Source organism: Cupriavidus sp. CP313 (assembly GCF_054072015.1).
In genome coordinates this window covers 1-20,452 of the sequence record NZ_JBSVZB010000057.1, presented here as the reverse complement: position 1 = coordinate 20,452, position 20,452 = coordinate 1, and the positions used below count along the sequence as shown (strand labels likewise).

General features: G+C 65.2%; 20 protein-coding genes. 10 read left to right on the top strand and 10 right to left on the bottom strand.

Annotated elements, in window-relative coordinates:
* Window positions 1-11: 11 nt before the first annotated feature.
* Complete coding sequence (locus ACW4E8_RS39430; protein WP_010811303.1) at window positions 12-497, bottom strand: Lrp/AsnC family transcriptional regulator; 486 nt, start codon at window positions 495-497, stop codon at window positions 12-14.
* A 169-nt stretch (window positions 498-666) separates the two neighbouring features.
* On the opposite strand from ACW4E8_RS39430, the gene phhA reads away from it, so the two are divergent.
* From phhA to ACW4E8_RS39410, 4 genes are all read left to right on the top strand, one after another.
* Window positions 667-1,596 (top strand): phenylalanine 4-monooxygenase, encoded by a 930-nt coding sequence (gene phhA / locus ACW4E8_RS39425; RefSeq protein ID WP_456809427.1) that lies wholly within the window; start codon window positions 667-669, stop codon window positions 1,594-1,596.
* 149 nt (window positions 1,597-1,745) lie between these two features.
* On the top strand, window positions 1,746-2,045 hold the full coding sequence (locus ACW4E8_RS39420) for a 4a-hydroxytetrahydrobiopterin dehydratase (RefSeq protein ID WP_010811305.1): 300 nt from the start codon (window positions 1,746-1,748) through the stop codon (window positions 2,043-2,045).
* 156 nt (window positions 2,046-2,201) lie between these two features.
* Window positions 2,202-2,906 (top strand): response regulator transcription factor, encoded by a 705-nt coding sequence (locus tag ACW4E8_RS39415; RefSeq protein WP_013958427.1) that lies wholly within the window; start codon window positions 2,202-2,204, stop codon window positions 2,904-2,906.
* A 128-nt stretch (window positions 2,907-3,034) separates the two neighbouring features.
* The gene (locus tag ACW4E8_RS39410) at window positions 3,035-4,663 is read left to right on the top strand and encodes a sensor histidine kinase N-terminal domain-containing protein (RefSeq protein WP_456809426.1); all 1,629 of its coding nucleotides are present in this window, start codon (window positions 3,035-3,037) and stop codon (window positions 4,661-4,663) included.
* 43 nt (window positions 4,664-4,706) lie between these two features.
* Here ACW4E8_RS39410 and ACW4E8_RS39405 read toward each other — a convergent pair whose 3' ends face one another.
* Window positions 4,707-5,222, bottom strand: a complete 516-nt coding sequence (locus ACW4E8_RS39405) for an SET domain-containing protein (RefSeq protein ID WP_456809425.1) — start codon at window positions 5,220-5,222, stop codon at window positions 4,707-4,709.
* Window positions 5,223-6,407: 1,185 nt separating this feature from the next.
* On the opposite strand from ACW4E8_RS39405, the gene ACW4E8_RS39400 reads away from it, so the two are divergent.
* Both ACW4E8_RS39400 and ACW4E8_RS39395 read left to right on the top strand, forming a co-directional pair.
* Window positions 6,408-6,686, top strand: a complete 279-nt coding sequence (locus ACW4E8_RS39400; RefSeq protein WP_012354324.1) for an HU family DNA-binding protein — start codon at window positions 6,408-6,410, stop codon at window positions 6,684-6,686.
* A 239-nt stretch (window positions 6,687-6,925) separates the two neighbouring features.
* Window positions 6,926-7,942, top strand: a complete 1,017-nt coding sequence (locus ACW4E8_RS39395; RefSeq protein ID WP_456809424.1) for a DUF2272 domain-containing protein — start codon at window positions 6,926-6,928, stop codon at window positions 7,940-7,942.
* Window positions 7,943-8,016: 74 nt separating this feature from the next.
* Here the strand turns inward: ACW4E8_RS39395 and dinB are convergent, their stop codons facing one another.
* The 3 genes from dinB to ACW4E8_RS39380 all read right to left on the bottom strand — a co-directional run bounded on the left by dinB (window position 8,017) and on the right by ACW4E8_RS39380 (window position 11,343).
* The gene (dinB, locus tag ACW4E8_RS39390; RefSeq protein WP_456809423.1) at window positions 8,017-9,096 is read right to left on the bottom strand and encodes a DNA polymerase IV; all 1,080 of its coding nucleotides are present in this window, start codon (window positions 9,094-9,096) and stop codon (window positions 8,017-8,019) included.
* 53 nt (window positions 9,097-9,149) lie between these two features.
* On the bottom strand, window positions 9,150-10,055 hold the full coding sequence (gene rarD, locus ACW4E8_RS39385) for an EamA family transporter RarD (protein WP_456809422.1): 906 nt from the start codon (window positions 10,053-10,055) through the stop codon (window positions 9,150-9,152).
* A gap of 151 nt (window positions 10,056-10,206) precedes the next feature.
* Window positions 10,207-11,343: a TRAP transporter substrate-binding protein gene (locus ACW4E8_RS39380; protein ID WP_456809421.1), complete on the bottom strand. Its 1,137-nt coding sequence runs from the start codon at window positions 11,341-11,343 to the stop codon at window positions 10,207-10,209.
* A 348-nt stretch (window positions 11,344-11,691) separates the two neighbouring features.
* On the opposite strand from ACW4E8_RS39380, the gene ACW4E8_RS39375 reads away from it, so the two are divergent.
* On the top strand, window positions 11,692-13,506 hold the full coding sequence (locus ACW4E8_RS39375) for a carbohydrate porin (protein ID WP_456809420.1): 1,815 nt from the start codon (window positions 11,692-11,694) through the stop codon (window positions 13,504-13,506).
* Here the strand turns inward: ACW4E8_RS39375 and ACW4E8_RS39370 are convergent.
* The 4 genes from ACW4E8_RS39370 to ACW4E8_RS39355 form a co-directional block, all read right to left on the bottom strand.
* Window positions 13,490-14,224: an aquaporin gene (locus ACW4E8_RS39370; RefSeq protein WP_456809419.1), complete on the bottom strand. Its 735-nt coding sequence runs from the start codon at window positions 14,222-14,224 to the stop codon at window positions 13,490-13,492. The two genes, ACW4E8_RS39375 and ACW4E8_RS39370, sit on opposite strands and share 17 nt — an antisense overlap.
* Before the next feature lie 287 nt (window positions 14,225-14,511).
* Window positions 14,512-15,132 (bottom strand): LysE family translocator, encoded by a 621-nt coding sequence (locus ACW4E8_RS39365; RefSeq protein WP_456809418.1) that lies wholly within the window; start codon window positions 15,130-15,132, stop codon window positions 14,512-14,514.
* A 107-nt stretch (window positions 15,133-15,239) separates the two neighbouring features.
* Entirely contained in the window at window positions 15,240-15,731 is a 492-nt protein-coding gene (locus tag ACW4E8_RS39360; RefSeq protein ID WP_456809417.1) for a hypothetical protein, read from the bottom strand.
* A gap of 194 nt (window positions 15,732-15,925) precedes the next feature.
* Window positions 15,926-16,276, bottom strand: coding sequence for a BrnA antitoxin family protein (locus ACW4E8_RS39355; RefSeq protein ID WP_035817394.1), 351 nt, complete (start codon window positions 16,274-16,276; stop codon window positions 15,926-15,928).
* A 344-nt stretch (window positions 16,277-16,620) separates the two neighbouring features.
* Here ACW4E8_RS39355 and ACW4E8_RS39350 point away from each other — a divergent pair, with 344 nt between their 5' ends.
* The 3 genes from ACW4E8_RS39350 to ACW4E8_RS39340 all read left to right on the top strand — a co-directional run bounded on the left by ACW4E8_RS39350 (window position 16,621) and on the right by ACW4E8_RS39340 (window position 19,619).
* The gene (locus ACW4E8_RS39350; protein WP_456809416.1) at window positions 16,621-17,310 is read left to right on the top strand and encodes a helix-turn-helix transcriptional regulator; all 690 of its coding nucleotides are present in this window, start codon (window positions 16,621-16,623) and stop codon (window positions 17,308-17,310) included.
* A 435-nt stretch (window positions 17,311-17,745) separates the two neighbouring features.
* The gene (locus tag ACW4E8_RS39345; protein ID WP_456809415.1) at window positions 17,746-18,183 is read left to right on the top strand and encodes a hypothetical protein; all 438 of its coding nucleotides are present in this window, start codon (window positions 17,746-17,748) and stop codon (window positions 18,181-18,183) included.
* A gap of 74 nt (window positions 18,184-18,257) precedes the next feature.
* On the top strand, window positions 18,258-19,619 hold the full coding sequence (locus tag ACW4E8_RS39340; protein ID WP_456809414.1) for a hypothetical protein: 1,362 nt from the start codon (window positions 18,258-18,260) through the stop codon (window positions 19,617-19,619).
* Window positions 19,620-19,852: 233 nt separating this feature from the next.
* Here the strand turns inward: ACW4E8_RS39340 and ACW4E8_RS39335 are convergent, their stop codons facing one another.
* On the bottom strand, window positions 19,853-20,407 hold the full coding sequence (locus tag ACW4E8_RS39335) for a recombinase family protein (RefSeq protein ID WP_456809433.1): 555 nt from the start codon (window positions 20,405-20,407) through the stop codon (window positions 19,853-19,855).
* Between the last annotated feature and the right edge of the window lie 45 nt (window positions 20,408-20,452).

The window sequence follows — 20,452 nt, the reverse complement described above, 5'->3', positions numbered from 1 at the left end:
CAGGAAAAGTTTTAGCGCAGGTGCGACAGCGGCAAGGGCCCGTCGCACTTGATGGCGGTCAGCACGATATTCGAACGCACGCTTTCCACGCCCGGCACGCGCATCAGCCGTTTCATGGTGAATTCAGCCAGCGTGGGCAGGTCAGGCACGACCACGCGGATCAGGTAGTCAGCCTCGCCGGCCACCGAATAGCACTCCTGCACCTCTTCCAGCAGCAGGATCTCTTCGCGGAAACGTTCGATGATGGTGTCGGCATGGTGGGCCAGCTTGACGCTGATAAAGACCATCACCCCCAGGCCAAGCGCCTGCGAGGACAGGTTGACGCGGTAGCCGGTGATGACGCCGTCGGCTTCCAGCCGCGCCAGCCGGCGCCCGACCTGGCTGGGCGACAGGTGCACGCGCTCGGCCAGCTGCTGGTGGGTGGTGCGGCCGTCGGCCTGCAGGACGGCCAGCAGCGCGAGGTCGAAGGGGTCCAGGGAGACGCCGGAGGCAGTCATACACAAATCCCGCATTCTTTATTATAAAGATGCACATTATATGCGCCACCGGACTAAAACAAGCGGATTTTGCGGCCTTTATGCGCGCCCGGCTGTCTAAACTACGCAGTAAATCCGCATTCATGCTGCCGCCGATGCAGCAAGCACGCATTACAAGGAGACGCGCACCATGTCCATCGCCACGGCCACCGAAGCCCCCGGCGCCTTCCAGGGCACCCTGACTGACAAGCTCAAGGAACAGTTCGACGCCGGCCTGCTGTCCGGCCAGGAACTGCGCCCGGACTTCACCATCGCCCAGCCGGTGCACCGCTACACCAGCACCGACCACGCCATCTGGCGCAAGCTGTATGAGCGCCAGGCCGCGATGCTGCAGGGCCGTGTCAGCGATGAATTCCTGCAGGGCCTGGCCACGCTGGGCATGGACAAGGACCGCGTCCCTGATTTCGACCAGCTCAACGAAACCCTGATGCGCGCCACCGGCTGGCAGGTCGTGGCCGTGCCCGGCCTGGTGCCGGACCAGGTGTTCTTCGAGCACCTGGCCAACCGCCGCTTCCCCGCCAGCTGGTGGATGCGCAAGCCCGAGCAGCTGGACTACCTGCAGGAGCCGGACTGCTTCCACGACGTGTTCGGCCATGTGCCGCTGCTGATCAACCCGGTCTTTGCCGACTATATGGAGGCCTACGGCAAGGGCGGCCTGAAGGCGGCCGGGCTGGGCGCGCTGGACATGCTGTCGCGGCTGTACTGGTACACGGTTGAATTCGGCCTGATCCGCACCCCGCAGGGCCTGCGAATCTACGGCGCGGGCATCCTGTCGAGCCAGGGCGAGTCGATCTACAGCCTGGATTCGGCCAGCCCCAACCGGATCGGCTTCGATGTGCGCCGCATCATGCGCACGCGCTACCGCATCGACACCTTCCAGAAGACCTACTTCGTGATCGACAGCTTCGAACAGCTGTTCGACGCCACCCGGCCGGACTTTGCGCCGCTGTACGAAGAACTGCGCGCGCAGCCGACGCTGGGCGCGGGCGACGTGACCCCGGGCGACCAGGTGCTCAATGTCGGCACCCGCGAAGGCTGGGCCGATACCGAAGACATCTGATCCGGCCCTCGCCGGCAAACCCGGGGCGCCCTGCCCCGCTTCCCGCTTTGTGAAACAATGCCGGCATGCCCGCCGCCATGGCGCGGGCGGGCCGGCTGTCCGCATTGATTTGCGGCCTTCGTTTTCGTTACGACCAGATCGAGCCCCCTATGACTCCGCTTTCCCCGCAAGCCCGTGCCACGCTGCTCGCCGACCTGCCCGGCTGGACCACCGTCCCGGACCGCGACGCGATCTTCAAGCGTTTCACCTTCCATGACTTCAATGCCGCCTTCGGCTTCATGACGCGCGTGGCGATCCAGGCCGAGAAGGCCGACCACCACCCGGAATGGTTCAATGTCTACAACCGGGTCGACATCACGCTGTCCACGCACGATGCCAACGGCCTGACCCAGCGCGACATCGACCTGGCCCACTTCATCGAGCGCGCCGCCGACGCGGTGACCGACTAAGCGCCGGCGCGGCGGCAGCCGGATCGGGCATCTGTAGGCAATCCGTAAGGAACCGGGGGCCCGCGCCTAGTACAATCTGCGGCAGGCCCGCACCTCCCGTGTGCGCCAAAAGGCCTTCCCTCCAGCCATGCCCAACTTCCTGCCCGAGCTGCCGCCATGCGTATCCTGCTGATCGAGGACGACCGCCAGATTGCCAGCGGCGTCGAAGCCGGCCTGTCCCGCGCCGGCCACCAGGTGCGCGTCGTCCATGACGGCGTCTATGCCACCGAACACCTGCTGCGCGAGCAGCACGACCTGGTCATCCTGGACCTGGGCCTGCCCGGCATCGACGGCATGACCCTGCTGGCACGCTACCGCGCCCGCAACCGCACCACCCCCGTCATCATCCTGACCGCGCGCGACGAACTGGAAGACAAGCTCTCGGGCCTGAACGCCGGCGCCGACGACTACCTGATCAAACCCTTCGCCCTGCCCGAGCTGGAAGCGCGCGTGCGCGTGCTGCTGCGCCGCAGCCAGCAGGGCGAGGCCGCACCCGAGCGCGACGTGCGCCTGGGGCGCCTGCGGCTGTCGGGCAACGACCGCCGCATGTTTATCGACGCCCGCCCGCTGGAACTGTCGCCGCGCGAGTTCGCGGTGCTGGAGCTGCTGCTGCAGCGCCAGGGCCGCGTGGTCAGCAAGGCGCAGCTGCAGGACCACCTGGCCACCTTTGCCCACCCCGCCGGCGAAGGCGGCGACACCGTGGGCGACACCGCGATCGAGGTCTATGTGCACCGCGTGCGCAAGAAGCTCGAGGACAGCGATGTCGAGATCGTCACCGTGCGCGGCTTCGGCTACCTGCTGCAGATCCGCGCCGGACAATGAAACCGCTCCGGCCGCCGCGGTTATCCGACACGCGGCCCTGTCCTTCGGCCTAGCCGGCAATGTGGCCTCGCTCCCGCACCTCCTCCCGGGTTTCCTGGCGCACGGCCTCCCGCATCGCAACGCGGAACGTGCCCCCATCTTCCGCCGCGGCTGACGCCGCCGGCGCCACCCCTACGCCCGCGACGACGCGCCAGGCCTCCCGCCCCGGCTCCAACATCAGCCTGCGCGTGCACCTGCTGCGCGCACTGGCCACGCCGCTGTTTGCGCTGGTGCTGACCAGCGGCTCGCTGTCGTACTGGCTGGCGGCGCACTACACCACGCAGGTGTTCGACCGCGCGCTGTATGGCGTGGCCAACAACATCGCCCAGCAGATCCGCATTGCCGGCCCGCGCCTGGAGCAGGACATCCCGATGATCGCGCAGACGCTAGTAGAGGCCGAGGGCACCGACCGCATCTACTGGCGCATCCACGGCCCCGACGGGCTGATCGGCGGCATGGACACCTGGCTGGGCTACGGCACCGGCCAGACCACGCTGCACGACGCGCGCCTGTTCTACGCCTGGTTCAGCGGCCGCCAGGTGCGCGCGGTGCGGCTGCCGGTGATGCTGCCCAGCGCCGCGGTGGACGAACTCGGCACCAGCGAGGCCGGCAAAGCCGCGCGCGGGCCAATCGTGGTGGAGGTGGCAGAGCTGCTGGACCGGCGCGAGACCGCCGCCAACGAGATCCTGCTATCGGTGTCCGTGCCGCTGATCCTGCTGCTGCTGGTCGGCAGCCTGATCCTGTCACACGTGCTCAAGGAAGAGCTGGTGCCGCTGCAGATCCTGGCCGACAAGCTCAACCGGCAGACTGCCCGCTCACTCGCCGCGCTGGACGAGACCCAGGTACCGGCCGAAGTGGCGCCGCTGATCCGCGGCCTCAATGCGCTGCTGGCGCGGCTGCGCGACGCGCTCGACGCACAACGCAAGTTCATTGCCGATGCGGCGCACCAGCTGCGCACCCCGCTGACCGCGGTCAAGCTGCACGCCGACCGTGCGCAGGAAGCCGATTCGCTGGAAGTCGCCCGGCATGCGCTGCGCGAGGTGCAGACCGCCGCCGACCGCGCGGTACGGCTGTCCAACCAACTGCTGTCGCTGGCGCGCGCCGAGCCGGGGCTGTCGCTGGAGCGTCTCGGGCCGGTGGAACACTTCGACCTGGCCGAGCTGGCCTTCGAAACCGGCGCCGAGTGGGTGCCGCAGGCGCTGGCGCAACGCATCGACCTGGGCTTCGAGATCCTGCCCGGCCCCACCTTCACCGGCAGCGCGCCCGCGGTGGTGCGCGGCAACCGGCTGCTGATGCGCGAGGCCCTGTCCAACCTGATCGACAACGCGGTGAAGTACGTGCCCGCGGGCGGGCGCATCACGGTGCGCGCCGGCGGCGAGGCCATGGGTCACCGCGGCATGGCGGTGGTGATGGTGGAAGACAACGGCCCCGGCATCCCGCCGCAGCGGCGCGAGGAAGTCTTCAAGCGCTTCTTCCGCGGCGACCGCGCCCCCGAGCCGGGCGGCGGGCGGGCGGCCTACAGCGGCGGCGCCGGGCTGGGGCTGGCCATCGTCCATGAGATCGTGACGCTGCACCAGGGCACCATCCGCATCGAGGACGTGCCGCCGGTTCCGGGTGGGGCTGGCGATGCACCGGCCGCGGACAGCGCGCCCGAACGGCGGCCGACCATGCGCTTCGTGATCCGGATCCCCTGCGAACCGCCAGGATCAGTGGCCTGAACCCGCTGCTGCGCTGGCGGCGGCGCGGGTTGAGACGCGCGCCTTACTTGGCCTTCTTCTTCTTTTCCTTCGGTGCCAGCATGGTGCCGCGGCATTGCGGGCTGCCGCAGCGGCACTCGAATTCCTTCTTCAGCTTGGCGGTATAGCGCGCGTCGATGACCAGGCCGTAGTCATAGAACAACTCCTCGCCCTGGGCAATGTCGCGCAGCGCGTGGACAAAGACGCGGCCCTTCTTCTCGCGCGCCTCGCAGTTGGGTTCGCAGGCGTGGTTGATCCAGCGCGCGCGGTTGCCGCCGTACTTGGCGTCGATCACGCTGCCGTCGTCCAGGCTGAAGTAGAAAGTGTGGTTGGGATCGCTGGGATCGTGCGGATGGCGCTCCAGCGCCTTCGTCCACGAAATGTGCTCGCCCTTGTACTCGATCACGCGTTCGCCTTCGGCAATCGGGCCGATCGCATAGACGCCCTTGCCGTGCACGCCTGACTGGCGCACCTCGATCCGGTCGCTCGCCGTCTTCTTCTTGCCCTCGTCCGCTGCCTTGCGCTTTGCCTTGTCCGCCATTTGCCTTTCCATGCTGTTGTGCCTGAGTGGCCAGCTGTGCCGGCCGTTCCGGCGCGATCGGGGATGATACCGGTGCAACCGTGACACGTATACGTACCGCCCTTTTTCCGGTGCCTTCCCTTCGTCGCCGCCCTCACCGTATACGCCTTTGGCGTGCAGTTGGCAGGTATACCGCACCCAATTTCCGCCCCAGCCACGACGCGCGTTTACCTACCCGCATGTGGATAACCCCGCCCCGAACTGTGGACAAGCACGCGGATTCGATGTGGGCTGCCTGGGGCTGGCATGGGGATGCCTCAGGCATAAGTCGGAGGGGGTACGGCACCAGCCTCGCCCATCGGGCTGAGTCATCCACTTCGGCCAACATTGGATACGACCACTTCTCGTTTACGTAAACCGTTGAACCGAAAGACGTTTACGCGGTTTTCCACAGCGGGGGCGGGTGTTTACTTACTACTACTATTTGTATACATGAAAGAAAAAGGTAAACCGAAAGAACAAGCCAACGACGTCAGCGAAAGAAAGCCCCCAAAGGCATCATCCGAATGGCCCGGGCCGTAAACGTCGCGGTAGCGCGAGACTTTGTGGTTTTGGGTTTGAAGGGGGGCGCGTATACCTCGGGCGTATACGCCCAATCACACCAACTTGCGCGTATACGCTGGCGACAGGATCTGGAGCCGGGCCGTAAACCGGCCTGCAAGGCGCCATGCATGCGCCGAATAGCCGTGCGGTTCGTCGCCAGGCAGTGACCCGACAACATGCAACATAGTGCAGCCTGCGCCTCCGAGGCTCCCAGAGCGCCTGCAAGCGCTTCTGGCCGGCGCTGGCTCTCCAGCCCTGTCCAATACGCCTGGGCGTGCGCAGAGGGCCTCTGAGGGCCTCTGGCGAGGGATGGGTAAAGGCATATGCCCGCCATCGCGTTGCGCGAACCCGGTGCCCTGCCCTGTCACCTTAGGGCGCTTTCGTCACCTTCCGCCACTTGCCATGGCTGCACCCGGCTGCGTCGATTTGCCGCGAAGCCCAGCCTGGCGCGGCCTCGCGGAAACTGCCAGGTAACAATCTGTTCCCGGTGCGCCTTGCCCGACACGGTATCATGTGGCCCGCGGCGTCTTTGCCGGAGCGGTGCCAGCCAGGCCGCCCAGGATGCGGACGCCTGTGTTTTATCAACTCGATACGGAGTGAAGCATGACGAAAACCGAACTGATCGACGCTATCGCAGCCGGTGTGGACGGTCTGACCAAGGCCAAGGCAGAACAGGCACTGAACGTGACCCTGTCGGCCATCATGGACGCAGTGGCCAAGGGCGACACCCTGAGCCTCATCGGCTTTGGCACGTTCAGCAAGGGCGAGCGTGGCGAGCGCATGGCGCGCAACCCGCGTACCGGCGAAGAAATCAAGGTCGAAGCAGCCAAGACCGTGAAGTTCAAGGCTGGCCAGAAGTTCAAGGACGCTGTCAACCAGTGAGCCTGACGGGCTGCACTGCAGGGCCCGAATTGTCAGACCCCGCCATGCCGCCGCCCGGTGCCCGAGGGCGCAGGCGAGCGCCAGGCGGGGGACGTTATCCACAGCGGTAAGCTGATCTTCTGCAGTATCCGCCGCATCGCCGAATCCGCCATCGGGGCGATCGCGCGCGAAGTCTTCCAACAGGCGTCCAGCCGTGGCCGTGACAGGCCGGACCGGGTGCCGTGCCACATGGGGCCTCCATGCTTGCCCGTCCGCCGCGCCGCAGATCTCCACAGCGTTATGCACAGCGCTTTCCACAGCCGGTTCCACAGCTTTCTCCACAGGCTGCAGGTGCCATGCGCGCGGCTTGCGTTGCCGTGGCGCTGGCATTGCTGAGTGCCTGCACCACCGTCAGCGAGCCGGTGCGGCCGCAGGCGCTGGCCCTGCCCGACACCGAAAGGCCGGTGACGCGCGCGGGCGCCACGCCGCGCGAACGCATCGTCGAGATCGCCACGCAGGAATGGGCCCGCTGGGGCGGGCAGGTGGTGCGGCTGGGCCGGGACGACACGTCCTGCGTCACCTACAGCCCGGTGCCCGCACCGGAGCTGCCTGCCCCACTGCCAGAGATTCCGGAGGCCCAGCCAGCGTCCCCCGCAGAGGCCGGAGCGCCCGCTGCCGCCACCACCGACACCGAATCCAAAACCAACGGCAATCCGCCACCCGCTGCCAGCTGCCTGTCCTTTCCGGACGGCACCGGCATGGAAGCCACGCCCCTGGGCTGCTCGCTGGCGCGCCGCTACTGGGGCATCGTCGGCGAAACGCCCAGCTGCCGGCAGGTGACGCAGGGGTCCTGGGCCTGGTCGGCGGTGTTTATCTCATGGGTGCTGCGCAAGGCGGGGCTGGACGAGCGCCAGTTCCTGACCGGGCAGTCGCACTCGATGTACGTGGTCGATGCCCGCGACGGCATCCTGCCCAGGCCGGCCTTCCGTATCGAGCCCGTCCCCGCCATGCCCCGACCCGGCGACATCATCTGCGCCGGACGCGGGCGCGACCGCTATCTCGAGGACATCGCCGAAATCGGCTTCGGCACCACGCCCATGCACTGCGACATCGTGGTCGGCGTGGATCCGGCCACGCGCGTGGTGCGTGCCATCGGCGGCAATGTCCAGCAGTCGGTGTCGATGGCGGAGATCGAGCTGGGCGATTCGGGCCGGCTCGATGGCGTCACCAATTCGCATATGCCATGGCTGCTGGTGATGCGCAACGACCTGCAGTAGCTGGTTTATTGATGCCATTTATCAAGGCATCCTGATTTCAGGTTGTTTAATTATTCGCTGGAATAATCCTGCGTTCAGTCGAACAGTTCCAGCTGCGACGTATCCCGGTCGCTGGTACCTACCCCCACCCCCAGCAGCCGCACCGGCAAGCCCCGGCGCGCATAGCCCTCGGCCAGCAGGCGCGCGTAGACGGCGCGGTCCGGCGCGTGGCCGCGGCATTCCACCGTGGTCTGGCGGAAGTCAGAGAAGCGCAGCTTCACGGTCAGCTTGTCGATGGTGTCGTGTGCCTGTGCCCGGTCAATGCGGGCTTCGAGCATGGCGATGAGCGGTTCCAGCTCGGCCATGCAGGCCTGCAGGTCGGGCAGGTCGTCGGCATAGGTCTCTTCCACGCTGATCGACTTGCGCTCGCGCTCGGGCGTGACCTCGCGCTCGTCGACGCCGCGGCACAGCTTGTAGAGCCGCGCCCCGAAGACACCGAACTCGCGCTGCAGCCGGTCCGGCGACCACGGCCGCAGGTCGCCGCAGGTCTCGGCACCCAGGCGCCGCAGCTTGGCCGCGGTGACCTTGCCCACGCCGTGGATGCGCTCCACCGGCAGCGCGGCGACAAAGCCATCGACCGCCGCCGGCTTGACCACGAACAGCCCGTCGGGCTTGTTCCAGTCGCTGGCGATCTTGGCCACGAACTTGCTCGGTCCCACCCCGGCCGATACCGTCACGCCCACTTCATCGCGCACACGCTGGCGGATTTCCTCGGCGATGCGGGTGGCGCTGCCGGCGTTGCGGGTGCAAAGGCTCACGTCCAGGTAGGCCTCGTCCAGCGACAGCGGTTCGACCAGCGCGGTGTATTCGCGATAGATCGCGAAGATCTGGCGCGAGACCTCGCGGTACTTGTCCATCGCCGGGCGCACGATCAGCAGGTCCGGGCAACGCTTGACCGCCTGTGCCGATGGCATCGCCGAACGCACGCCAAAGGCGCGCGCTTCGTAGTTGCAGGTGGCAATCACCCCGCGCCGGTCGGGCGAGCCGCCCACGGCCATCGGGCGGCCGCGCAGCGACGGGTCGTCGCGCATCTCGACCGAGGCGTAGAAACAGTCGCAGTCGCAATGAATGATCTTGCGCTGGACCGCGGGCGTGGCATCAGGCGGGGCAGACATGGTGGCCAGGCACCGTATCGGTTATCCGTGCGACGAATGAAATGGTTTGATTTTTAGTTAGTATCATTGATCGACTGGATGATAGCGGGCTTCTGCCGCGTATTCATCCATAGCCCCTCGGCCGCATACAAGGCCAGCGACAGCCAGATCAGGGCGTAGCCGACCTGCTTCTGCACCGGGAACGGCTCGTTCCACAGCCACACGCCCAGCAGCAGCTGCAGCGTCGGCCCGGTGTACTGCAGCAGCCCCAGCAGCGACAGCGGAATGCGCCGCGCGCCGGCCGCAAAGAACAGCAGCGGCACCGCCGTCACCGGCCCGGCCAGCAGCAGCAGCCACTGCGTACCCGGCGCTGCGTGGGTGAAGCTGTCCTGGCCGGTGGCGAACAGCCAGGCCAGCGCCGCCGCGGCCAGCGGGAACAGCAGCAGCGTCTCCAGCGACAGCCCTTCCAGCGCACCCAGCGCACCGGTCTTGCGCAGCAGGCCATAGCCGCCGAAGCTGGCCGCCAGCCCCAGCGCGATCCACGGCAGCTGGCCTGCCGCCACCGTCAGCCAGGCCACACCGGCCGCGGCTACCGCGATCGACAGCCATTGCACCAGGCGCAGCCGCTCGTGCAGGAACACCACGCCCAGCAGCACGCTGAACAGCGGGTTGATGAAGTAGCCCAGGCTGGCATCGACCACGCGGTTGGCCGACACCGCCCAGATATAGAGGAACCAGTTGGCGCACAGCAGCGCCGCGCTGGCGGCGAACGACAGCAGCAGGCGCCGGTCCTTGAGCACCCGGCCGAGCCACGCCCACTGGTGCCGCCACGTCAGGATCAGGCCGAGGAATACCAGCGACCACACCATCCGGTGCAGCAGGATCTCCAGCGGCGCAATGCCGGGCAGCGATTTGATATAGAGCGGGAGCAGCCCCCAGATGACGTAGGCCAGGAGGGCGTAGAGAATGCCGAGTTGCATAGGGATTTCCGGTAGATGCCGGCGATTCTACCGGCGCCGCGCGATCCCCGCCCGGCGGGCGCCCGCGTGCCGTGGCCAACAAAAAACCCCATGCTCCCGAGGGAACATGGGGTTTGCGGCAGGCCCCGGGCGGCCCGGGGCAGTGTGCCGCTTACAGCTTGCGCGCGAAGCTGAACTGGGCGAAGGCCTGCTCGGCCACGTTGAACCAGGCGGCCTCGTTGTTGCGGAACACGCGCCAGTCGTCGTAGATCTTCTTGAACGACGGGTTCTTGGCGGTTTCGTCGGCGTAGGCTTCCTGGGTCGCCTTGAAGCACGCTTCCATGATCTCCTTGGAGAACGGGCGCAGCTTGACGCCGTTTTCCAGCAGGCGCGCCAGCGCCTGCGGGTTGACCGTGTCGTACTTGGCCATCATGTTGGTGTGCGCCTCGATGGTGGCGGTTTCCAGCGCGCGCTTGTACAGCGCCGGCAGCTTCTCGTACTCGGTGGCCGAGGCGTAGAACGACAGCTGCGCGCTGCCTTCCCACCAGCCCGGGTAGTAGTAGTACGGCGCCACCTTGTAGAAGCCCAGCTTCTCGTCGTCGTACGGGCCCACCCACTCGGCCGCGTCGATGGTGCCCTTTTCCAGCGCAGGGTAGATGTCGCCGCCGGCGATCTGCTGCGGCACCACGCCCAGGCGCGACAGCACCACGCCGGCAAAGCCGGCGATGCGGTACTTCAGGCCCTGCAGGTCGGCCACGGTCTTGATTTCCTTGCGGAACCAGCCGCCCATCTGCGCATTGGTGTTGCCGCCCAGGAAGTTGACGACGTTGTATTCCTTGAAGAACTCGCGCATCAGCTTCATGCCGTTGCCCTGCATCATCCAGGCGTTCTGCTGGCGTGCGGTCAGGCCGAACGGGACGGTGGTGTCAAAGCACAGCGTCGGGTTCTTGCCGAAGTAGTAGTAGCCGGCGGTGTGGCCGATCTGCACGGTGTTGTTCTGCACCGCGTCCAGCACCTGCAGGCCCGGCACGACTTCACCGGCGGCAAAGACCTTGATATTGAACTTGCCGTCGGTCAGTTCCTTCACGCGCGTGGACAGCAGTTCGGCGCCGCCGAAGATGGTGTCCAGCGACTTGGGGAAGCTCGAGGCCAGGCGCCATTCCACGGCCGGGTTGCTGCCGACCACGGCCGGCGCTGCCGGGCCGCTGGCGGCGGCAGGCGCTGCCTTCTCTTCACCCTTGCCGCATGCGGCCAGTGCCCCGGTGGCGGCCACGGCCGACGCTTTCAACAGAAAGGAACGACGTTCCATCTCCACTTCTCCTCTTATAGATATTGATTCGGATGCAGGCTCGCGGCTTGCATGATGCCGCGCGCCGGACCGTGACGCACCAGCCGCCGGGGTACAGCGGCTTGCGCAACGCTGTGCCTGTTGCGAACGGGCACGGCGGCGTGCCCTGCATGCCGGGCGCCGGTCGCGGGCCACGGCAAAGGGCTGTCTTACCCGAAAGACAAGCCAGCCGATTATAGCGGTGGCTCTTTCGCCACGGGGTACCGTGCAAGTGCGGGTTTTCGCTAGTCAATGGCGCCATATCCGGGGTTTTTCGCATTGTGAGACGGCGCACAGTGTGATGGATTTTGTAACCCGGCTTGCGGTCAAATGGGTCGGCTGATACAAAACAGTCCCGCCTCCGGAGCCCTTGCCTGCTCCGGCCATCGTTGTAGCTTGCCTGAATTGCTGTCCGAATTGCCGCCAGTCTCCCGTCGAATTCCCGCCACACCGCGTTGTCCCGGCCCTGCCGGACGCGGTGGCCTGCCCCTGCGCCGCCTCGGTTTTGCCGTGCTGGCCGCGTGGGGCCTGGTCGCGTGCGCGCAGACCGGGGATGCGACGACCAGTGCCGCCACGCCGCCGCCCCGCATCGAACCGCGCTCGGCGGTGCCGCCGGTGGTGACCGCGGCTTCGGCGCAAGCCGCCCGGCCTGCCACGCCGGCCACAGCAAGCACGGAGGACCCGCTGGCGGCGCTGATCGCCGGCGACGCGGCACCCGCGGCCAGCGTGACTGTGCCAGCGGCACCGGCGCCAGGCACCACGGGCGAGCCGGCTGCCCAGCCTGCCGTGCAGCCTGACGGCAGCGCGCCGGCAACCCTGGCCGGCACCAGCCCGGCTGCCGACCCCAACTTCGTCGGCCCGCCCGAATCGCCACCCCAGCCGCCGCCACTGGTACTGTTCCCGCCCCGGCTCGGCCAGTTCCAGGCCGAGGCGCCCGCCCAGCCGGCGGACAGCGCCACCGGTGGCACACCGCCGGAGGCCCCGCCGGTACTGCACTCGCAGTTGCCCGCCGACGACCCCGCCGGGGATTCCGTGTGGCGCCTCGGCTACAGCGGCCGCGCCGCGGCCGAGGAACGCCCGGCCACCATGCGCGCCTGCCCCGGCGGCGCGCTCTCCACCGGCATCGGCAAAGGCCTGGACTGCCGCAGCGCCGGCGAGGTCAAGATCCGCGAATCGGTGCTGGACCTGGACGGCGGCGCGCAGGTGATGCTGATCGCGCAGGCGCGCGGCACCGACGCCACCACGGTCAATGGCCGCCCCACGGCGATCGATCCCTATGCCCTGGTGCCGCAGTTCTATACCGCCGTCAGCGGCCTGGCGGTGCTGGACGGCGCGACCATGTGGGCCGGCCGGCGCGACAATGCGCCGTTCCTGCTGTCGTCCGGCCTGCTGCCGCCCAATTCCACGGCGATGCGCTTCGGCGTGGACAACGCCAAGGTGATCGGCGATATCGGCCTGAGCTACCAGTACACCGCGCGCGCCGACCAGAACGGCCAGAACCTGCCCAGCTACCACTCGCTGCGCACCGCGCCCATCAACACCAACGAACAGGGTTCGATCCAGCTTGGCTTCACGCGGGTGGAGGCGCAGCCGCTGGTAGAAGACACCGGCGGTGCATGGTGGGCGTCTGCGTTGCACGAGCAGAAAGGCGTGCTGTTCGGCACCAACCGGCTCGGGGTGCAGTTCGGATCGGGATCGCGCAACGCCATGACCGGCTACACCGGCATGGGATCGGCGCTGTCGCGCACGCGCGTGGCCGAATCGATGGAATGGAAGGGCCGTTCAGGGCTGAGCGGCGCGGTGGAGCAAAGCCTGCAGTTCGACCGGTCGCCGGTCGGCACGCTGCAGTGGACCACCACGCGCTTGCGTCCCGCTTACGTAGCGAGCAACCAGTTCCGCCTGAACTTCGAGGTCTCGCACGACCAGATCTCGTCCGGCTTCGGCGTCGGCGGCCAGCGCACCGCGCTGACCGTGGCGCCCACGCTGACGCTGGGCAAGTCGGCAGGCAATGCCAACCTGCGCGCCTTCTACACCTATAGCCGCGCCAGCGACGTCGACGGCATTGGCTACACCGCGCCGGCGGACGCGTGGGCCTCGCAGGCGAGCGGCTCGATCTTCGGCGTGCAGCTCAATCGGCGCTGGTAGGGGCGCTGGCGGGCGCAGCGCGCCAGTCGGCCTGCGCTGTGGCAGCGGTGGCGGCCGCAGCGGGCTTGCGGCACAGCCAGTGGAACAGCAGCGTGGCGGTCAGCCCGCCGCCGATCTGGGCCAGCACGAAGCCCGGCACGTCCTGCGGCCGGATCCCGGTAAAGGTATCGGTCAGCGCGCAGGCGATGGTCAGCGCCGGGTTGGCAAACGAGGTCGACGACGTGAACCAGTAGCCCGCGGTGATATAGCCAGCCACCACGAACGGCACCAGCTGCGGCCGGCTGCGCAGCGTGCCGATGCCCACGCCGACCAGGCCGAAGGTGGCCACGCACTCGCTCCACCACATCGCCGCGCCGGTGCGGCTCTGCGCCGACCAGGCCAGCGCCGGCTCACCGAACATCGCATGGGCGGCCAGCACGCCGCAGACGCCGCCCGCCACCTGCACCAGCACATAGCGCAGCGCATCGCGCGGCGGCAGCGTGCCCTGCAGCAGCGCCGACAGGCTGACCACCGGATTGAAATGCCCGCCCGAGACCGGGCCCAGCGACACTAGCAAGGCCACCAGCCCGGCACCGGTCGCCAGCGAATTGGCCAGCAGCGCCAGCGCGGTGTCGCCTGCGGCGAGGCGCTCGGCGCGGATGCCGGAGCCCACCACGATCGCCACCAGCAGCGCCGTGCCCAGGCCTTCGGCCACCAGGCGGCGTGCGAGCGTACTCATCGCTGCGCTCCGTTGACGGCGCGCAGCAGCGATGGAGCGGAGCAACGAACGGGATACGAGAGCGGCCGCGAGATCGCGGCAAAGGCAGTAAGGAAAACGTGCAGCGGCAAGATGGGCAACGTCGCCTGAGACGACGCCTCGAACGGTGGCGGTTCAGTAGCAAGCCCGCGCACACGCGGTGAGCGCGGACGCGACAGTGTTCCGTTAGCGCACGGAGCGCGTCAATGCGTGGCCGCTTTGTTGTGTGCAGACGCGCGGTATCGAATCGCCGCGCTGGCCGCGGGCCGTTACCGGTTGCTGGCCGCCAGCCGCAGGCCGAAGCCGACCAGCGCGATCCCGGCCAGTCGCGTTGCCAGCGTGCGCGCGAACGGCAGCGCCCGCAGCCGGCTGGCCACCGCATTGCCCGCCAGCACCAGCGCCGCCTGGTAGGCAAGGCTGAGCACCGTGACGTGTGCCATCATCGCCGCCAGCGTGGCCGGCGACGCATCCGGGCGCAGGAACAGCGGGAAGAACGCGACAAAGAACAGCACCACCTTGGGGTTGGTCAGGCTCACCGTGAAGCCCTGGCGCAGGTATACGCGCGCGGACTTGCGCGGCTCGGGCACGCCGGCGTCCGCGGCAAAGCGTGTACGCAGCAGCTGCACGCCCATCCAGCACAGGTACGCGGCACCGAACCATTGCAAGCCGTGGAACAGCAGCGGATTGGCCTGCATCACCGCCGCCAGTCCCGCCACCGCGGCGAGCATGTACACGAGGTCGCCCAGCAGCGTGCCGCAGACCGCGCCCATGCCGGCCGCCACGCCATTGCGCGCGGTGGCGTTGAGAATGGCGATCGTGCCCGGGCCGGGGATCAGCTGGAACACCAGGATGGCGAGCACGAAGCTGGTGTAGTTCTGGATGTCGAACATGGTGGCCTGGCAGTGTTGGATGCGAGCGCGGGATGCTTCGCTGCCGCCATGTTAGTGCAGCCTGGCCCATCGCGGCAAAGCGAATGGCTTCACGGCCGCAGCGTGCCTCAGCGCAGCAGGAACGCGATGTCCTCGACGCGGATCTGTGCCACCGGAATGCCCTTGCGGCGCTGGAACAGGATGTGCTGCTGCACGCGGCTGCGCTGCTCGGCAAATGCCGCGGGATCGATCGGCGTGCCCAGGCGCATGTAGTGCTGCACCAGCAGCTTGTAGGCGCGGTGGCGCACCTGCATGGCCTCGGTCTCTGCACGCAGCCGCCGGATCTCTGCCGGGCTGCGGTCGATCGCCTGGTGCAATTCCTCGACCGTGCGCGCATGCAGCTCGCGGTAGACGTCGCGCTCGGCCTCCATCTGGTGCAGCTCATCGCGCAGCGCACGGATCTTGTGCTGCAGCTTCAGCGTCTGCGAGACCGCCTGCTGCACCCGCCCCGCCGCCCCCAGCGCGTGGGTGGCCGCGGCCATGGTGCTCTTCCACAACCCGCGCTCGTCGCCCGCAGTCTGCGGCGGCCAGCGGTTGTCTGTCCCGATCAACGTATCCATCAGACCCCCCGGTAAGAAAGTAATAGCCCTGAACCGCGTGTCCGCGTTGTGGGTGCGGCTTGGCCGGCTCGGTCCGCGCCGCCGGGTGGCAGCGCGTCAGGGCATCGTAGAGATACATATATCGGCTGCCAAGTAGAAGATATTTACTTCTGGGTTGGCTGTTGCGCGTTGCGCAACCCACTGCTCCAAGGCGGTCAGCTACGGGGCAGCATGCGGTGCGATTTGGCGTAGGCACGCAGCACATCGTTGATGCGGGTCTGCCATCCTTCGCCGGTGGCCTTGAACGCCTCGACAACATCACGGTCGGCACGCATGTTCAGCGTGACCTTGCGCTGCTCCGGCGGCAGCGCCGGCCGGCCGCGGGGCCGCAGCAATGCCTGTGCCGCCTTCTCGCCGACCAGCCTGGGCAGTGCTTCCCGCGCGGGCCGCAGGCGCGCCAGTTCGGCATCGGTCAGCGGCGGGTTGTCGGGGTCTGCCTGCGCGGCGCGCGTCAGTGCCTTGTCCTCGGCATCAGTCGGGATATGGATCCTGCGTTTCGTCGACATACTTCAATACCTCGTGGCGGTTGGCTTTGCGCAGGCTGATGACGCGCATCGTTTCGCCTCGCATGGTGTAGACCATCACAAACACACGGTTGCCGATCAGGCGGCATCAATTTATTGTATGGGCGTTAAATTGGCAAGGCAAAGAATATTTGCCTATACAGAAATTGCGTCGCGCCGGTCGGTGCAAGCGACGTCCGGCTACTTGCGAGGCAAGGCGTCAAGATGGGCCTGCACGCGTGAGGCGACCTTGATTCTGATCACTGGCGTTGAGCCGAGGGGGTAAGTGCGATGGAAGTGTTTCGCCGTTGCGGCGACAGCGCGGGGACGGGAATCCGGGCGCGTTCATGACACTGCGCCCCAATGCAAAAAGCCCGGCTGCGGGAGCCGGGCTTTTCTTGTTCTGGTGGCCTGGGACGGAATCGAACCGCCGACACAAGGATTTTCAATTCAAATCCAGGGGTCTTGGGGCTCCGCAACCGACCGCAACGGTCATAAAAATCAGGCGCTTAGCCGCACTCAACCGCAGTGAAGCGCAGCCAATCTCCGTTGGCAGTGTCAGAAAAGTGTCAGACGCTGCCAGCGCGCCAACTATAGCACTGGCGGCTTCGCGACGGCGCAGCCAACAGAAATCTCTGCCCTCCGTGCATCATCATCACGACACTTTCGGGCTATACGACATCTCTCAACTCTTGAAGAGGTTTGTCGTGTCGGAGCGTTCCGCGTCGAGTACCACCCCATCTATTTCGTCGCTCATCAACAAGCAAGAGCTTTGTGAGCGCCTGTCCGTGTCAGAGCGAACCATTGAGAACATGGTCAAGGCCGACACCTTCCCAGCGCCTGTGCGTATCGGCAAGCATGTTTTCTGGTCCGAAATCGCAGTGCATCGATGGCAAGCGGCGCTGTTTGCCGCCCAGGAGAACTGGAGCCCGCAGGTGGCTTCCGTTCGCTGCCCCGCTACGCGTCAACAAGCCGTCCCGCTTGCCAGTAGCCCCAAGCGACGGCATCGTTCCACCCCCCACGCCGGCTGCAACTGAAGTCTTTGTCCGTCCTCCTGTCAGGCATGCTAGCCAGCATTGCCGGTATGGTGGGCTCGACGTTTGGCATTCTCACTCTCCGAAGAGGCCTAGGTCTGTGCTGGCCGAGGAAAGTGTCCGACTCGGACACACGAGACTGGCCTTGGGGGCCTGGCAAGGAAGTGTCCAAGTTGGACACGCGCGCTCGCCTGGGGCCTGGCAAGAACGTGCCCATGATGGACACGCGAGGCTCAACTGGGCTTCTTAGGAAGGGACGCCGACTCGGCAATCGACAGGACAAGACGGCATTGGGTTCAAGGAAGACAGCTCCATTGCCGTAAGTCAATAACGATGTCTTGTCACGAACGAGACAATTGTTGCGTATACGTCACTACAGAAATTATGTTGGCACCTGAGAAGTTGTCTGACCCCAGCTGGTCGTTCCTGCAAACGCTGATGAGCCTTTATTTCACTGACGAGGTGAAGCCCTACTCCGGCACCACGGAAGTGGAAACACTCCCGCCCATGGAGGCGCTCGTGCTGGGTATGATGTGTCTGACTAGGACGTACAACAGCCGCAATCTCAGCAATCTTCTCTACCGCAAGTACAGGGCGTTTGATTCGAGGGAGTGCGACATCTTCTCCGAGGCCGGCATCCTTGGCCTGGTGCGTCGTGGCTACCTGAAGCCCGCCTCAGAAGAGGCTGAACAGGTGCTGAATGAAAGGGATGAGAAGGTTTGGGGGCTCGGCGATGTGCCGTTCGTGGTTACTCCCGAGGGGGCCAAACGCATCGGGTATCTTGTAGCCAACCTCAGGGGCGAAGACATCAAGGACGTTGTCAAGCAATTGCAGGCCGAGTCGATGGAGGCTGCAAAGGCCTGGGTTGCCTACTGACAGGGTCGAATTGACGGCCGTCTTCCCCGCGGTAAAGTGGTGATTACTTTAGGTACTTTAAAGAGGAGCGACCCGTGCAAGCGCTTTGCAACTATTCGCTGGTAGCGGATGAGCTAACTGCTGACAGAGTCTCAGAACTCCATAGTCTCGCGGAGCATGCAATTGATGATTGGCTTTCAGGGAAAGGCGCTAAGAGTCCTAAAGAGGAGAAGGGAAGCTTCGTCTCGCGTACGCCCGAAGGCGGGGGGACTTTTACAAGAGTAGCGCTGAAGAGCGATACGGCGAGTCTTTTGGAGGTTCATTTAGAAGAGCTGGCAAAAGGAGAGTACATCTTCACGACTGCTGTGTCGCTTGTTAAAAGCGATGCAAAAGTGCTTGTGTATATCAGCCAAATGGTGCAGAACCTTTCAGTTCACATTGCACCGATAGACACAGATGCTCGTTGTCCGAAGATTGTACGTTCACTTCTCGCGCTTGCCCCCGAATGGAAGCTCGGCGGAGAAAGTGTTCCCTCTTCGGCACCTATTTCCTTCATGAGTGAGGAAGACGGGCAGGAATTGGCTGCACGAATTACAACATCAACCCGTACCTTTCCGATAGTTGTTGTATCTGAAAATGAAGGTGAGCCTGTCTGGCAAGACATTGCAGAGAGTCTTGCTTACGACTTGGCAGGGCTGGCGCATGTGGTTAAGGTAAGCGAAGCTGCTTCCTGGTCGTTGACGGACGGTATTGGAAAAATTAGCTCTTGCTATATGGGAGCCATACGACTTTATTGGCCGAATGCAAATCAGGCTAATGAAGAAATAACTATTCGGAGTAGGCTGTGGACAGCCTCGACGCTGCTGTCAAATGACCATGACGGGAAAGGTGCGCTTAGATTTCGCTCCACGATTCGCCGGTTGATTATGTCCGTCGCGGCAGTTTCTGTAGAAACCCCGCAGGAAGTTAAGCTCGTTCACAGTTATGTGGCACGAAGCCACCTACGCGAATTGGAGGAAAAAGCGACTGCGAATAGTGAAGAACTTAGGGTCGCCAAGCTTTTCTACGAGGAAAATGAAGTACTTAGAACACAAGTAGAGGAGCTTCAGAAAGAAGTCCGAAATTGGAGTAGCCGCGCGCAAGCTGCAGAGTATTCTCTCGTTCAACAATCGAACGCTCTTGCTGCCGATAGCGTTGAAGATGATGCCGGGCAATCTGGCGATGTGGATTTGCCACCTGAGTCAGGGGAAACGCGCTTCTATAAGAAAACACATAGCACCCCGAGTCACGATGTTTTTGTACGTGTGACGGACTGCAATCACTCTTCTTGGCAAGACGCGAGCAAGGCGGAGAAGGCTAAGAAGGGACTAGTAAGACTATTAGGTGGCGATACCTGGAAAAGCCTCCATCACTGCGGAAAATGCACTGGCGGAGGTGTATGGCGAGTGCGCTGGTAAGCAGGAGGCGGACCTAAGCGACCAACATGTGGCTTGCTATGGCCAGTCGCTGACCGCGGGTAAGGCAGGGAGCCATCTTGATGCGATACATGCCGCAAGCCATGGAAAGTGTTCTAGTAGAACACTTCCTGGAGCAGCAGCCCTTTGGCGTTGGAATGCTGATGGTCCATGCACGTGGACATGCAGTGTGTCCTACTAGGACACGATTCCTGTGCCTCCGCTTCAGCATAGCGCTACGACGTTATTCGGTCGGCAGCTTGCAGGCTGTACAGCGTGGAGCGAGATACACCGAAGCGCCGCGCGATTTCGGTAACGGGAATCTCCCTGTTCTTCATCATTGCCAAGGCGCTTCGCTGCTCTTTAACGTCTAGAAGCTGCGGGCGGCCGCCTTTTCGACCACGAGCCCGCGCTGCCTCCAGGCCGGCCATCGTTCGCTCCCTGACGAGTTCACGTTCGAACTCGGCCAATGCAGCAAACAGGTGAAACACGAGTTTGCCTGCAGGGCCGCCGGTGTCGACGGACTCCTTCAGGGATTTGAACTTGACGCCGCGCTTTTCCAGGTCATTTACGACGTGAATGAGGTCTTGCAGGTTTCGCCCTAGCCGGTCCAGCCGCCATACGACCAAGGTGTCACCTTCGCGCAGCGCCTTCAGGCAGTGGGCGAGTTCCGGTCTATCGGTCGTCTTGCCGCTTGCCTTGTCTTCATAGGTGTCGGTGGCTCCCGCCTCCTTCAGCGCGTCCCGTGGAGCGGCCCCCTGAATCGCCGGACACAGTCCCCCACTTACAATAGCGGGTAGGCATACGACTGTGTTTATGACTAAAACGAAGCAGGA

Coding starts and splice junctions, on each gene's coding strand:
- ACW4E8_RS39370 (WP_456809419.1), bottom strand. CDS start 14,224: ATGAGTACGCTCGCACGCCGCCTGGTGGCCGAAGGCCTGGGCACGGCG.
- dinB (WP_456809423.1), bottom strand. CDS start 9,096: ATGTCTGCCCCGCCTGATGCCACGCCCGCGGTCCAGCGCAAGATCATT.
- ACW4E8_RS39345 (WP_456809415.1), top strand. CDS start 17,746: ATGAGCCTTTATTTCACTGACGAGGTGAAGCCCTACTCCGGCACCACG.
- ACW4E8_RS39380 (WP_456809421.1), bottom strand. CDS start 11,343: ATGGAACGTCGTTCCTTTCTGTTGAAAGCGTCGGCCGTGGCCGCCACC.
- ACW4E8_RS39375 (WP_456809420.1), top strand. CDS start 11,692: ATGGGTCGGCTGATACAAAACAGTCCCGCCTCCGGAGCCCTTGCCTGC.
- ACW4E8_RS39365 (WP_456809418.1), bottom strand. CDS start 15,132: ATGTTCGACATCCAGAACTACACCAGCTTCGTGCTCGCCATCCTGGTG.
- ACW4E8_RS39395 (WP_456809424.1), top strand. CDS start 6,926: ATGCTTGCCCGTCCGCCGCGCCGCAGATCTCCACAGCGTTATGCACAG.
- phhA (WP_456809427.1), top strand. CDS start 667: ATGTCCATCGCCACGGCCACCGAAGCCCCCGGCGCCTTCCAGGGCACC.
- ACW4E8_RS39430 (WP_010811303.1), bottom strand. CDS start 497: ATGACTGCCTCCGGCGTCTCCCTGGACCCCTTCGACCTCGCGCTGCTG.
- ACW4E8_RS39360 (WP_456809417.1), bottom strand. CDS start 15,731: ATGGATACGTTGATCGGGACAGACAACCGCTGGCCGCCGCAGACTGCG.
- ACW4E8_RS39350 (WP_456809416.1), top strand. CDS start 16,621: ATGACACTGCGCCCCAATGCAAAAAGCCCGGCTGCGGGAGCCGGGCTT.
- ACW4E8_RS39400 (WP_012354324.1), top strand. CDS start 6,408: ATGACGAAAACCGAACTGATCGACGCTATCGCAGCCGGTGTGGACGGT.
- ACW4E8_RS39420 (WP_010811305.1), top strand. CDS start 1,746: ATGACTCCGCTTTCCCCGCAAGCCCGTGCCACGCTGCTCGCCGACCTG.
- ACW4E8_RS39415 (WP_013958427.1), top strand. CDS start 2,202: ATGCGTATCCTGCTGATCGAGGACGACCGCCAGATTGCCAGCGGCGTC.
- ACW4E8_RS39405 (WP_456809425.1), bottom strand. CDS start 5,222: ATGGCGGACAAGGCAAAGCGCAAGGCAGCGGACGAGGGCAAGAAGAAG.
- rarD (WP_456809422.1), bottom strand. CDS start 10,055: ATGCAACTCGGCATTCTCTACGCCCTCCTGGCCTACGTCATCTGGGGG.
- ACW4E8_RS39355 (WP_035817394.1), bottom strand. CDS start 16,276: ATGTCGACGAAACGCAGGATCCATATCCCGACTGATGCCGAGGACAAG.